Consider the following 13,493-nt stretch of genomic DNA (forward strand, 5'->3'; position numbering starts at 1 on the left):
CGTATCGCCCGCCGCCGCACCCCGGCCCCGGGCCCGAGGGCCTGGGCACGGACGTACTGGCCGGGCTGAAAGCGCGGGGCCCGACGCCGGCCCGTCCGGCGTTTGGCGACACGGCACAGCAGCCCGTCCGGCGCCTGAGGACGCGGCGTGCCCGGCGTCAGGGGCGCTTCAGGAACAGGCCCGCCGCGATCGCTCCGGCCAGCACGAGCGCCGCGTTGACCAGGACCGCCGACCCGATCCCGGTGAGCAGCGTGCCCGAGGTGACGACCACGGCAGCCATCACCGGTGTGCCCACGGTGATCCCGATCTGCTGGGTCATCGTCGCGAGCCCGGTCGCCGTGCCCTGCTCCGCGTCCGGCAGCCCCGAGGTCGCCGTGACCATGAAGCCGACGATCGCCAGCATGTTCCCGACCCCGCCCGCGAACGTCCCCGCGAGCAGCAGAGCCAGCCAGCCCCGGTCGTCGCCGAGCGCGAACAGGGAGGCCGTCGCGCCCGCCTGGAGCAGCCCGCCCGCGATCAGCGTGGCGCGGGTGCCGTACCGGCCGATGACGCGCGAGGCCACCACCCCGCCCAGGACCGTACCGGCGCCGAGCACCCCGAAGGACAAGCCGGCGGCCAGCGGTGAGAAGCCGAGGACCTGCTGGAGGTACAGCGTCATCAGGAAGACCAGCGAGGTCTCGGTGGCGAAGGCGACAAGACCGGCGAGATTGCCCCAGACGACGGTCCGGCGACGCAGGATCCGCACGGGTACGAGCGGCGCGGCGGACCGTTTCTCCAGAGCGAGGAACCCGGTCAGGAATACGGCGCCGAGGGCGAGCGGGACGAGTGCGTACGGGCTGCTCCAGCCGTGCTCACCGGCGGCGGTGAGTCCGTACACCAGGGCGAGCAGTCCGCCGGTGACGGTGAGGGCGCCCGGTATGTCGAGCCGGGACCGCTTCTCCGGGCGGCTCTCCTTCAGCACGGCGGGGGCGATCGCGACGACGGCCAGGGCCACCGGCACATTGATCAGGAACGCCCAGCGCCAGGAGAGCAGATCGGTCAGTACGCCGCCGAGGACCGCGCCGGTGGTGAACCCCGCGGACATGAGCGCGCCGTTGAGCCCCAGCGCTCTGTCGCGCGCCGGGCCCTCGGGGAACGCGGTGGTCAGCAGCGAGAGTCCGGCGGGAGTGACGGCGGCGGTGGCGAGGCCCTGCGCGGCCCGTGCGACCAGCAGGGTTCCGGGGCTCGCCGCGAGTCCGCCCGCCAGGGAGGAGACCCCGAGCAGGACCATGCCGCCGAGGAAGATCCTGCGCCGCCCGACGAGATCCGCGATCCGCCCGAAGAGAAGGGTGAAACCCGCGGCGGCCAGGGCGAAGGCGGTGGCGACCCACTGGAGCCCGGCGAGGGAGAAGCCGAGCCCCTCACCGATCGCGGGCAGCGCGACATTGAGGATCGAGAAGTCGACCGCGAGCATGAACTGAGCGACCAGGAGCACCACCAGGGTCAGGCGTGCCCGCCCGTCCATCCGGTGGTCTCCCGGCGCGCGGACCGGCACCGCCGGCTCGGCTGTGGTCATGGCTCTACCCCTCCCCGGAACCCATAAATGGGCCCCCGGTTCCATTAAGATGCCATGACGGTAGCAGGACGAGAGTAGTTAATGGAACAGGAGACCCGTTTGAGCACCGAGCCGACCACCCCGGAGGCCGCCCCGGCCACTCCCGGGACCGTCCGCCCCGGGGGACGCACCGCCAAGGTCCGGGCCGCGGTCCTGGAGGCCACCCAGGACGCCCTGGTCGAGCAGGGTTTCCACGCCCTCAACATGGACCGGGTCGCGGCGGCGGCGGGCGTCGGCAAGACCACCGTCTACCGGCGCTGGGGATCGCCGATCGGGCTCATCACCGACCTCCTGCACGACATGGCCGAGCAGTCGCTGCCCGCCGCCGACACCGGGGACCTCGAAGGCGACCTGCGGGCCAACGCCCTGCTCGTACTGAAGACGCTCACCGACCCCCGGATGGGACCCGTCTTCCAGGCGGTCATCGCCTCCGCCGCCTGCGACGAGGAGTGCGCCACCGCGCTGAACGGCTTCTACACGACCCGGCTGCGCGAATGGGCCCCGGCGGTGGCACGTTCCGTCGCACGGGGCGAGATCCCGGCCGGTACGGACGCGACCGAGGTCCTGCGCGCCGTCTCCGCACCCCTCTACTACCGCTTCGCCGTCAGCCGCGAACCGCTGGCCCCGGCCGACGCCGAGCGGGCCGTGGCGGTGGCCCTCGCCGGAGCGCGGGCGGGCGCGTTCCGCTGACGGTCCGACCCGGCCCGCCGCGGTGTCGGGGCGTCGGGGATGAGTACCCGTACTCAGGCGCTCCGGGCCCGGCGGCCGGAGGATCGGCTCCATGCTGTGGTCCGACCCCAAGAACGAGCCGCCCCAGGAACTGCGTGACGCCCAGTCGATGATGCGCCGCGCGGGCATACTGCTCGCGCTGGCCGTGGTGCTGGCGATGATCGTGCTCGGTCTGCACTGACCGGCCTTCGCCGGGGTGTACGGAGGCACCTACCATGGCCCGCATGACTGATCAGCGCCGTCGGCTCGTCCTCGCCTCCGCCTCCCCCGCCCGGCTCGATCTGCTCCGGCAGGCGGGGCTCGCGCCCGAGGTGATCGTCAGCGGGGTCGACGAGGACGCGCTCTCCGCACCGGACGCGGCCGCGCTCGTGCTCGTACTCGCCGAGGCCAAGGCCGCCGCCGTGGCCGCGCGCCCCGAGGCGGCCGGCGCCCTGGTCATCGGCTGCGACTCCCTGCTGGAGCTGGACGGCGAGGCGCTCGGCAAGCCCGCCGACGCGGAGGAGGCGACCTCCCGCTGGAAGTCGATGCGCGGGCGCGCCGGAATCCTCCGTACCGGCCACTGCGTGATCGACACCGAGACCGGCCGCAGCGTCTCGGCGACCGCCTCGACCACCGTCCGCTTCGGCAGCCCGACGGACGACGAGATCGCCGCGTACGTCGCCTCCGGCGAACCCCTCCTCGTCGCGGGCGCCTTCACCCTGGACGGCCTCTCCGCGCCCTTCGTGGACTCCATCGAAGGCGACCACGGCAATGTCATCGGCCTGTCGCTGCCCCTGCTGCGCAGGCTGCTCGCCGAGCACGGCATCACGATCACGGACCTGTGGGCCTGAACCGGCCCCGGACCCGAACCGGCCCCACACCTGAACCGGACCCGGACTCCCGCCGCCGACGCGGCGGTTGACCTCAGGCCGCGGCCGCCTCCCGCTGCTCGTACGCCACCAGGATCAGGACGAGCATCCCCAGCACCACCATCAGGAACGCGAAGGCCGTCCACCCCACCAGCCCCACCGTCAGCGCGCCCAGCACCCCGTGCACCACCGCGCAGGCGATCAGCGCGTACCGCGCCCAGCGGCCGGGTGCCCGGTCCCTGATGGCCGTACGCACCACGATCGCCGCGCACAGCACGAGATGCGCCCCGAGGATCCCGCCCAGCGCCCAGCTTCCGGCGGACATCGCGTCAGGATCGAGCCCCGCCAGGGACATCCGCTGGTTGTGGACCACCGTGGCGAGCACCCCGTTCACGAACACGATGCCGAGTGCCTCCAGCAGCAGTACGACCGCAGCCACCCAGGCCACCGGTCTCCGCGCCACAGCTCCCCACCCCATTCCCTTGTTCTCTGTTACCGCCAGTACGTACGACATCGCGCACGCTACTAACGGGTAAACCTTCGGACAAGGGCCCGAACGAAGCCGGCGGACCATTCGGCCATTCGTAGGGACTCCACAAAGAATCGTGATCCGCCGAGGGGCACTCGGACAGAGAGCTGGACCACATCAGGACGCTACTGTGCGACGGTGGATCGCGGCGTACCGTGGTGTCACAAGGGATTTCGCGACTTGAGCCGGCCTCGAAACACGCTCCGTGTGGGGAAGCTCACGAATGGGGACTGTTCGATGGGGCGTGTCGGCAGTCCCTAAACTCAGCTTGTTTCAAGGAGGGAGCCATCGTGCGCAAGGTGCTCATCGCCAACCGAGGCGAAATCGCTGTCCGCGTCGCCCGTGCCTGCCGGGATGCCGGGATCCTGAGCGTAGCCGTCTACGCCGACCCGGACCGGGACGCCCTGCACGTCCGCGCGGCAGACGAGGCGTTCGCCCTGGGCGGTGACACCCCGGCGGCCAGCTATCTGGACATGGCCAAGGTGCTCCAGGCGGCGAAGGATTCGGGCGCGGACGCGATCCATCCGGGCTATGGATTCCTGTCCGAGAACGCGGAATTCGCACAGGCCGTCCTGGACGCCGGGCTGACCTGGATCGGCCCGCCGCCGCAGGCCATCCGCGACCTCGGTGACAAGGTCGCCGCCCGCCATATCGCACAGCGCGCCGGCGCCCCCCTGGTGGCGGGCACCCCCGACCCGGTCTCCGGTTCCGGCGAGGTCGTCGCGTTCGCCGAGGAGCACGGATTGCCGATCGCCATCAAGGCGGCCTTCGGCGGCGGCGGGCGCGGCCTCAAGGTCGCCCGTACGCTCGAGGAGATCCCCGAGCTGTACGACTCGGCCGTGCGCGAGGCGGTCGCCGCCTTCGGCCGCGGCGAGTGCTTCGTCGAGCGCTACCTGGACAAGCCCCGGCATGTCGAGACCCAGTGCCTGGCCGACAAGCACGGGCATGTGGTGGTCGTCTCCACCCGTGACTGCTCGCTCCAGCGCCGCCACCAGAAGCTGGTCGAGGAGGCCCCGGCGCCGTTCCTCTCCGACGAGCAGAACGCCGAGCTGTACGCGGCGTCCAAGGCGATCCTCAAGGAGGCGGGGTACGTCGGCGCGGGCACGGTCGAGTTCCTCGTCGGCACCGACGGCACGATCTCCTTCCTGGAGGTCAACACCCGTCTCCAGGTGGAGCATCCGGTCACCGAGGAGGTCACCGGGATCGACCTGGTCCGCGAGATGTTCCGGATCGCGGACGGCGAGCCGCTGGGGTACGACGACCCGCCGGTGCGCGGGCACTCCTTCGAGTTCCGTATCAACGGCGAGGACCCGGGCCGCGGCTTCCTGCCCGCGCCCGGCACGGTCACCACCTTCGCCCCGCCCGCCGGCCCCGGTGTCCGGCTGGACGCGGGCGTCGAGTCGGGCTCGGTCATCGGCCCGGCCTGGGACTCCCTGCTGGCCAAGCTGATCATCACCGGCGCCACCCGCGAGCAGGCGCTCCAGCGGGCGTCGCGGGCGCTCGACGAGTTCACCGTCGAGGGGATGGCCACGGCGATCCCCTTCCACCGCAAGGTCGTCACCGACCCGGCGTTCACGTCCAACCCGTTCAGCGTCCACACCCGCTGGATGGAGACCGAGTTCGTCAACGACATCCCGGCCTTCGCGGCCCCGGCCGACGCCGAGACCGATGACGAGCCCGGCCGTGAGACGGTCGTGGTCGAGGTCGGCGGCAAGCGGCTGGAGGTCTCGCTGCCCACCAGCCTGGGCATGACCCTGGCCCGTACCGGCCTCGCCGCGGGCGCCAAGCCCAAGCGGCGCGCGGCCAAGAAGTCCGCCTCGGCGGCCTCCGGCGACACCCTGGCCTCCCCGATGCAGGGCACGATCGTGAAGGTCGCGGTCGAGGAGGGCCAGCAGGTCAAGGAGGGCGATCTGGTGGTCGTGCTGGAGGCGATGAAGATGGAACAGCCCCTGAACGCGCACCGTTCGGGCACCATCAAGGGCCTCTCGGCGGAGGTCGGCGCGTCACTCACCTCGGGCGCGACGATCTGCGAGATCAAGGACTGACCTCCGGCTCACGGCTGACGGCCGCCGGATCCGGTCCGGCGGCCCAGGCCCCGCGCGGCGGGACAGACCTCGTCGTACCCGGTACGGCCCGCGGGCCTGGCATCCTGGACGCCACCGGGTGGGAGGAGGACCGCGAATGGCGACGAGTACGGCGCCCAGTACGGCACAGACACCGCGGCCCATGCGCGCGGACGCGCGCCGCAACTACGAACGGCTGCTGACCGAGGCGCGCGCGTGCTTCGCGGAGCACGGCACGGACGCCTCGCTGGAGGACATCGCACGTCGCGCGGGTGTGGGCATCGGTACGCTCTACCGCCACTTCCCCAACCGCCACGCGCTGCTGAACGCGGTCTTCCAGGAGGCCCTGGCCGCGCTGCTGGAACGCTCCCGCGAACTCTCCAGGGCCGATCCGCCCTGCGCGTCCCTGGTCGAGTGGCTGCGCGCCCTGATCACGCACGCGGGCGAGTACCGGGGGCTGTCGCGCGCCCTGATGTCGGTCTCGTACGACCAGAGTTCGGCGCTGTCGGAGTGCAGCGTGCCGCTGCGGGCGGCGGGGGAACGGCTGCTGGTGCGGGCGCAGCAGGCGGGGTATGTGCGGGCGGAGGTGTCGATCGACGATCTGATGCAGCTCACGAACGCGATCGCGCTGGCGGCGGAGCAGTCCCCGTCGGCCCCGGAACTGGCGGACCGCCTCCTGAACCTCACCCTGACGGGCCTGAAGCCGTCCGCGTAGCCCGCGGCGCCGGTCGCGTCTGTCCTCAATCGCCGGACGGGCTGATTTTCCGGCCTCGGCCGGAGCCCAACCGAAATGTGCCCCCGGCACCGGGCGCACCGGCTCCGTCCTCAAACGCCGGGCTGGCTGATCTCTGCCGCCGCGCCCAGTATCAAGCCCGTCCGGCGATTGAGGACGGACCGGCCGGCCGGGCGGGCGGGCCCGGGGGTGGTACGCGCCCGGACAGGGCCGCCGGACAGGGCCTAGGGCGTGTCTTCAAAGTAGCGTCGTCCGCCCGAAGGGCGGGGCCGACGGCGTCTGGTGCGTGCGATCGCAAGGCGGAGGGTCAACACCGTCGATGGCCCGGACGTACTTGGATGATCCCGACAACGCGGCGAGCGTGCGTGCCAGGCGTCGCCGGTCAGACGGGACTTTGAAGACACGCCCTAGCGGCGACGCAGGTCTGCCACCCGGGCCGCTCGTTCCGTCGGGTCCGGTGCCGTCAGTGACGTCGGCGCGCTGCGCAGTTGCGCGCCGGGGCCGCCCGCCGTACCGCCCGGCGGCCCGCCGTGCGTACGGCGCTGGCCCGGCACCGGGACATCGCGGCGCGGCTGGCGGGCCGGTGGCTGCGGGTCGCCGCCCGCGCCGGGCGCCGGACCGGAGCCCGGCCCCGGACCCGGGCCCGCGGAGCCCGCGCCCGCGCCCGCCACCGCGACCTGTACTCCCTGGTCCGCCAGCGCCTGGAGCTCCGTACCCGCGCGATCGTCGTGCGCCGGCGGCTCGTCCGTCACCAGACGGCTGATCAGATCCGTGGGCACCGTCTGGAACATCGTGTCCGTACCGAGCTTCGTATGGTCGGCCAGCACCACGACCTCCGCAGCCGCCTGCACCAGCGCCCGGTCGACGCTCGCCGACAGCATGTTGGAGGTGGAGAGACCGCGCTCGGCCGTCAGTCCGCTCCCCGAGAGGAACGCACGGGTGACGCGCAGCCCCTGGAGGGACTGCTCCGCCCCGCTGCCGACCAGCGCGTAGTTCGAACCGCGCAGCGTGCCGCCGGTCATGACGACCTCGACCCGGTTGGCATGGGCCAGCGCCTGCGCGACCAGCAGGGAGTTGGTGACGACGGTCAGGCCGGGGATCCGCGCGAGCCGGCGCGCCAGCTCCTGCGTGGTCGTACCGGCACCGACCACCACGGCCTCGCCCTCTTCGACGAAGCTCGCGGCGAGATCGGCGATGGCCGTCTTCTCCGCCGTTGCGAGATGGGACTTTTGCGGAAAGCCGGATTCTCGCGTGAATCCGCCCGGCAATACCGCACCGCCGTGCCGGCGGTCGAGGAGTCCTTCCGCCTCCAGCGCCCGCACGTCCCGCCGTACGGTCACTTCGGAGGTCTGGACGACGCGGGCGAGCTCCCGGAGCGACACGGCTCCGTTGGCGCGCACCATTTCGAGGATCAATTGGCGACGTTCTGCAGCGAACACGAAACTGACAGTAACCCCAACGACCGTCTGCTTTCAGCAGTTTGCGCCGAATAACAGAAGTTGTACTCAGACGAGCGCACGAAGTGGTATACGCCGATACGAACGCTGTCCACACCGGACAGAACCGCCACCCGGGCCTGCGCGGGACCCCCCGTCAGCACCCCGTACGGGGCCCCCGGCGCGGCGGACTCAGCTCTCCTCCGCCGTCTTTCGCGTGTGCAACTGCCGTGCCACCTCGGCGATCGAGCCCGACAGCGAGGGGTACACGGTGAACGCGTTGGCGATCTGCTCGACGGTCAGACTGTTGTCGACGGCGAGCGAGATGGGGTGGATCAGCTCGCTCGCGCGGGGCGCGACGACCACACCGCCGACGACGATCCCCGTACCCGGCCGGGCGAATATCTTGACGAAGCCGTCCCTGACGCCCTGCATCTTGGCGCGCGCGTTCCGCAGCAGCGGCAGCTTGACGACCCGCGCGTCGATCCGGCCGCTGTCGACGTCCGCCTGGCTGTAGCCGACGGTCGCGATCTCCGGGTCGGTGAAGACGTTCGACGAGACGGTCTTGAGGTTGAGCGGCGCCACCGCGTCGCCGAGGAAGTGGTACATCGCGATCCGGCCCTGCATGGCCGCGACGGAGGCGAGCGCGAAGATCCCGGTGACGTCCCCGGCGGCGTACACGCCCGGGGCGGAGGTACGGGAGACCCGGTCGGTCCTGATGTGGCCGGACTCCTTGAGGACGACCCCGGCCTCCTCCAGGCCCATTCCCGCGGTGTTCGGTATCGCGCCGACCGCCATCAGACAGTGCGTACCGGAGATGATCCGCCCGTCGGAGAGGGTGACCTCGACCCGGTCACCGACCCGCTTGGCGGCCTCGGCGCGGGAGCGGGACATCACGTTCATGCCCCGGCGCCGGAAGACGTCCTCCAGTACGGCGGCGGCGTCCGGGTCCTCGCCGGGCAGCACCCGGTCGCGGGAGGAGACGAGGGTGACACGCGAGCCCAGGGCCTGGTAGGCGCCCGCGAACTCGGCACCCGTCACACCGGAGCCGACCACGATCAGTTCCGCGGGCAGCTCGTCCAGGTCGTACACCTGCGTCCAGTTGAGGATGCGCTCGCCGTCCGGCCGCGCGTCCGGGATCTCCCGGGGGTGCGCGCCCGTGGCGATCAGCACGGCGTCGGCGGTGAGCGACTCCTCGCTGCCGTCGGCCGCGGTCACGATCACCTGGCGCGAGCCGTCCACGGCCTGCCGCCCGTCGAGCCGGCCGCGGCCGCGCATGACCCGCGCGCCGGCCCGGGTCACGGAGGCGGTGATGTCGTGGGACTGGGCGAGCGCGAGCCGCTTCACCCGCCGGTTGACCTTGCCGAGGTCGACGCCGACGACCCGGGCCGACCGCTCCAGCGGAGGCGTGTCGTCCGCGACGATGATGCCCAGCTCCTCGTACGAGGAGTCGAAGGTGGTCATCACCTCGGCCGTGGCGATGAGGGTCTTCGACGGCACGCAGTCGGTGAGCACCGACGCCCCGCCGAGGCCGTCGCAGTCCACGACGGTCACCTCCGCGCCGAGCTGGGCTCCGACCAGGGCCGCCTCATAGCCGCCGGGTCCGCCACCGATGATCACGATCCGGGTCACGAAAAAATCCGCCTCGCGTTGTCAACCCGGCCCGTCTGCCACCCCGGCCGGGGTTCCGGGGGAGTCCCCCGGGGGATGCAGTACGTACTCCAGTGTCCCGTACGCTCACCCCAGCTTCGCCCCGGGGCCCTCCATCGGGAAACCCCCGGGCGCCATCCGGGACCCCCGGGCCGGTGGACCGTCGGCCACGCCCGTACCTCCCGTACCCTCAACCTCATGTCGCTCTACGCCGCGTACGCCGGCAACCTCGACGCGCGGCTGATGTCCCGCCGCGCCCCGCATTCCCCGCTGCGCGGCACCGGCTGGCTCAACGGCTGGCGGCTCACCTTCGGCGGCGAGCAGATGGGCTGGGAGGGCGCGCTGGTCACGGTGGTGGAGGCGCCGCGCTCGCAGGTCTTCGTCGCGCTGTACGACATCGCCCCGATGGACGAGGACTCCATGGACCGCTGGGAGGGTGTGGGGCTCGACATATACCGCCGGATGCGGATCCGCGTGCACACCCTGGACGGCGAGGAACCGGCCTGGATGTACGTACTGAACGCGTACGAGGGCGGGCTGCCCTCCGCCCGCTATCTGGGTGAGCTGGCGGACGCGGCGGAATCGGCGGGAGCCCCGCACGACTATGTGATGGAACTGCGCAAGCGTCCCTGCTGAGCCGGCGTCCGGAAGCAGTGGGTGTCCGGCCGGAAAGTGACGGACATACCCGCACAGACCGGACACCCGGTCACTCGTACGGACCCGCGCGGTCACTTCTTTTGTCGGAAACGACAGCACAACGATGTCAAGAGCATATGGACATCATCTACGCGCGTAGGGAATGACCGGCTACCCTCATCCGCGTGAACGCATTTGTTATCCCGGCCAACGCCGACGGACCCGACCCCCTGGCCGCCGCAGGCGCCGCCGCCGCGCGCCTGCGCGAGCTGACCGGCGCCGAGACCCATGACGTCGTCCTTGTGATGGGCTCCGGCTGGGCACCGGCCGTCGAAGCGCTCGGCGAGCCCGAGGCGGAGTTTCCCGTGACGGAGCTGCCGGGGTTCCCCCCGCCCGCCGTGGCGGGCCACGGCGGGCTGATCCGCTCGTACAAGATCGCCGACAAGCGCGCCCTGGTCTTCCTCGGCCGCACGCACTTCTACGAGCGCCGCGATGTGGCGGCGGTGGCGCACGGGGTACGTACCGCCGTCGCCGCGGGCTGCAAGACCGTCGTCCTGACCAACGGCTGCGGCGGGCTGCGCGAGGGCATGCGCCCGGGCCAGCCCGTACTGATCAGCGACCACATCAATCTGACGGCCGTCTCGCCGATCGTCGGGGCGAACTTCGTCGATCTGACGGACCTGTACTCGCCGCGGCTGCGCGCGCTGTGCAAGGAGATCGACCCGGAGCTGGAGGAGGGGGTGTACGTACAGTTCCCCGGGCCGCACTACGAGACGCCCGCCGAGATCAACATGGTCCGGGTGATGGGCGGCGATCTCGTCGGCATGTCCACGGTCCTGGAGGCCATCGCGGCGCGCGAGGCTGGCGCCGAGGTGCTGGGGATCTCGCTGGTCACCAATCTGGCCGCGGGCCTGTCGGGCGAGCCCCTCAACCACGAGGAGGTCCTCCAGGCGGGCCGTGACTCGGCGACGCAGATGGGCGCGCTGCTGGCCCGGGTGCTCGAACGCGTCTGAGCACCGCCCCGGCAGGGAAGAAGATCTGGCCGGGACGGTGCGGCCGGCAGGGCGCGGCCACCACGGTCCCGGCGCCGCGCGGGTGGCGCGGCGCAAGCACCGAGCAGAGCACCGGCCACCGGGCGGAGCACCGCTCACAGAACAGAGCGGCAGAGCACTGGCCACCGGACAGAGCACCGCTCACCAAGCTGAGCACTGAGCAACCGGAAGCGGGGGCGGACCACCTCCGCGAGAACGGCGCCCGTCCAGGGCGCAAGGAGGTTCCCCCTACCGTGCAGCAGCAGGACCCCATGGAGCAGGACGTCATCACCCGGGCCAGGGCCTGGCTGGCCGAGGACCCGGACGGCGAGACCCGCGAGGAACTAGCCCGGATCATCGAGGCCGGGGATCTGGACTCGCTCACCGAACGGTTCTCCGGCACCCTCCGCTTCGGCACGGCCGGGCTGCGCGGGGAGCTGGGCGCCGGGCCCATGCGGATGAACCGGGCCGTGGTCATCCGGGCGGCGGCCGGCCTGGCCGAGTATCTGACGGACCGCGGCGACGGCGGCGGACTGGTCGTCATCGGCTACGACGCGCGCTACAAGTCGGAGGAGTTCGCGCGGGACACCGCCGCCGTGATGACCGGCGCGGGGCTGCGCGCGGCCGTCCTGCCCCGGGCACTGCCCACCCCTGTACTGGCCTTCGCCGTACGGCATCTGGGGGCCGTGGCCGGGGTGGAGGTCACCGCGAGCCACAACCCGCCCCGGGACAACGGCTACAAGGTCTATCTGGGCGGCGGCTCCCAGATCGTGCCGCCCGCGGACGGCGAGATCGCGGCCCGGATCGACGCGGTCGGCCCGCTCGCTTCCGTACCGCGTCCGGACCGCGGCTGGGAGATCCTCGGGGAAGAGGTCCTGACGGCGTATCTGGAACGTACGGACACGGTTCTGACGCCCGGCACGCCCCGTACCGCCCGGACCGTCCACACGGCGCTGCACGGCGTCGGTACGGAAACCCTGCTGGCGGCCTTCGCGCGCGCCGGCTTCCCCGCGCCGGTCCCGGTGCCGGAGCAGGCCGAGCCCGATCCGGCGTTCCCGACCGTCGCGTTCCCCAACCCGGAGGAGCCCGGCGCGATGGATCTGGCCTTCGCGACGGCCCGGCACGTCCAGCCCGACCTGGTCATCGCCAATGACCCGGACGCGGACCGGTGCGCGGTGGCCGTGCCGGACGAGTCCGCCGAGGGCGGCGCGGGCTGGCGGATGCTCAGCGGGGACGAGACCGGCGCGCTGCTCGCCGCGCATCTCGTCCACAAGGGCGCGCGCGGCACCTTCGCCGAGTCGATCGTCTCGTCGTCGCTGCTCGGCCGGATCGCCGAGGCGGCGGAGCTGGGGTACGAGGAGACGCTGACCGGCTTCAAGTGGATCGCCCGGGTCGAGGGACTGCGGTACGGGTACGAGGAGGCGCTCGGCTACTGCGTCGACCCCGAGGGCGTGAAGGACAAGGACGGGATCACGGCGGCGCTGCTGGTGGCGGAGCTGGCGTCCGAACTGAAGGCGCAGGGCCGTACGCTGGCCGACCTCCTCGACGACCTGGCCGTGACGCACGGCCTGCACGCGACCGGCCAGCTCTCGGTCCGCGTCAAGGACCTGTCACTGATCGCGGACGCGATGCGGCGGCTGCGGGAGCGTCCGCCGGTGGAGCTGGCGGGCCTGTCCGTCGTCTCCACGGAGGACCTGGCGGAGGGCTCGGCGACACTCCCGCCGACGGACGGCCTTCGCTACCACCTGTCGGGCGCGTACCGGGCCCGCGTCATCGTCCGCCCGAGCGGCACGGAACCGAAGCTCAAGTGCTACCTGGAGGTGGTGATCCCGGTGGCGGACGCGACGGGGCTGGCGGGAGCGAGGTCTGCGGCGGCGGAGGTACTGGGCGCGCTGAAGCGGGACATGGCGGTGGCGGCGGGCATTTAGCGGGTGCGGGGCGCGGTGCTTTCCCGGGCCCGCCCGGGGTGCCGGTCCGTCCTCAATTGCCGGACGGGCTTAATTGTGCCGGGCGGCACGGACCGGCCTCCGGCGCCGGGGCGGACGGTTCCGTCCTCAAACGCCGGACGGGCTTGGTTGTGCTGGCCGGCACCGGGGTGTGCTGCGTGGTGGGTGCGGGGGCCGGGGCCTGCGGAGGCGGATGTCCGGACGGCATGATTTACGGCGCCCTGAGGCGTACGGAGTATCACGCGTCCTGGCGCCACACATCACGCTTTAGTGTCCGGCCACGCACCTCCTCCGACCC

The 13,493-nt window shown here is 72.1% G+C and carries 12 protein-coding genes; 8 read left to right on the plus strand and 4 right to left on the minus strand.

Annotation, left to right across the window (positions count from 1 at the left end):
- Positions 1–157 precede the first annotated feature (157 nt).
- On the minus strand, positions 158–1,555 hold the full coding sequence (locus WH07_RS23785) for an MFS transporter (protein WP_046503675.1): 1,398 nt from the start codon (positions 1,553–1,555) through the stop codon (positions 158–160).
- 81 nt (positions 1,556–1,636) lie between these two features.
- Between WH07_RS23785 and WH07_RS23790 the strand changes: the two genes are divergently transcribed.
- From WH07_RS23790 to WH07_RS23795, 3 genes are all read left to right on the plus strand, one after another.
- A complete protein-coding gene (locus WH07_RS23790) occupies positions 1,637–2,284 on the plus strand; it encodes a TetR/AcrR family transcriptional regulator (protein ID WP_046503678.1) in 648 nt (215 codons plus the stop codon).
- Positions 2,285–2,375: 91 nt separating this feature from the next.
- Entirely contained in the window at positions 2,376–2,504 is a 129-nt protein-coding gene (gene mmpB, locus WH07_RS41800) for a morphogenic membrane protein MmpB (RefSeq protein WP_269801385.1), read from the plus strand.
- A gap of 34 nt (positions 2,505–2,538) precedes the next feature.
- Positions 2,539–3,153: a Maf family protein gene (locus WH07_RS23795; protein WP_198533879.1), complete on the plus strand. Its 615-nt coding sequence runs from the start codon at positions 2,539–2,541 to the stop codon at positions 3,151–3,153.
- Between the two features lie 73 nt (positions 3,154–3,226).
- Here the strand turns inward: WH07_RS23795 and WH07_RS23800 are convergent, their stop codons facing one another.
- The gene (locus WH07_RS23800) at positions 3,227–3,649 is read right to left on the minus strand and encodes a hypothetical protein (protein ID WP_046503700.1); all 423 of its coding nucleotides are present in this window, start codon (positions 3,647–3,649) and stop codon (positions 3,227–3,229) included.
- Positions 3,650–3,990: 341 nt separating this feature from the next.
- On the opposite strand from WH07_RS23800, the gene WH07_RS23805 reads away from it, so the two are divergent.
- Entirely contained in the window at positions 3,991–5,745 is a 1,755-nt protein-coding gene (locus tag WH07_RS23805; protein WP_046503680.1) for an acetyl/propionyl/methylcrotonyl-CoA carboxylase subunit alpha, read from the plus strand.
- A gap of 136 nt (positions 5,746–5,881) precedes the next feature.
- On the plus strand, positions 5,882–6,478 hold the full coding sequence (locus tag WH07_RS23810; RefSeq protein ID WP_046503683.1) for a TetR/AcrR family transcriptional regulator: 597 nt from the start codon (positions 5,882–5,884) through the stop codon (positions 6,476–6,478).
- 425 nt (positions 6,479–6,903) lie between these two features.
- Here the strand turns inward: WH07_RS23810 and WH07_RS23815 are convergent, their stop codons facing one another.
- Both WH07_RS23815 and WH07_RS23820 read right to left on the minus strand, forming a co-directional pair.
- Positions 6,904–7,935 carry a DeoR/GlpR family DNA-binding transcription regulator gene (locus tag WH07_RS23815; protein ID WP_079023503.1) on the minus strand — a complete coding sequence of 344 codons (1,032 nt, stop codon included), beginning with the start codon at positions 7,933–7,935 and terminating at the stop codon, positions 6,904–6,906.
- 189 nt (positions 7,936–8,124) lie between these two features.
- A complete protein-coding gene (locus WH07_RS23820) occupies positions 8,125–9,564 on the minus strand; it encodes an NAD(P)H-quinone dehydrogenase (protein ID WP_046503688.1) in 1,440 nt (479 codons plus the stop codon).
- Positions 9,565–9,780: 216 nt separating this feature from the next.
- On the opposite strand from WH07_RS23820, the gene WH07_RS23825 reads away from it, so the two are divergent.
- The 3 genes from WH07_RS23825 (at position 9,781) to WH07_RS23835 (ending at position 13,177) form a co-directional block, all read left to right on the plus strand.
- A complete protein-coding gene (locus WH07_RS23825; RefSeq protein WP_046503703.1) occupies positions 9,781–10,218 on the plus strand; it encodes a gamma-glutamylcyclotransferase in 438 nt (145 codons plus the stop codon).
- A gap of 185 nt (positions 10,219–10,403) precedes the next feature.
- Positions 10,404–11,231 carry a purine-nucleoside phosphorylase gene (locus WH07_RS23830; RefSeq protein ID WP_046503691.1) on the plus strand — a complete coding sequence of 276 codons (828 nt, stop codon included), beginning with the start codon at positions 10,404–10,406 and terminating at the stop codon, positions 11,229–11,231.
- A 290-nt stretch (positions 11,232–11,521) separates the two neighbouring features.
- Complete coding sequence (locus tag WH07_RS23835) at positions 11,522–13,177, plus strand: phospho-sugar mutase (protein WP_046503694.1); 1,656 nt, start codon at positions 11,522–11,524, stop codon at positions 13,175–13,177.
- The last annotated feature ends 316 nt before the right edge of the window (positions 13,178–13,493 follow it).

Source organism: Streptomyces odonnellii (genome assembly GCF_000981895.1).
GTDB lineage: Bacteria > Actinomycetota > Actinomycetes > Streptomycetales > Streptomycetaceae > Streptomyces > Streptomyces odonnellii.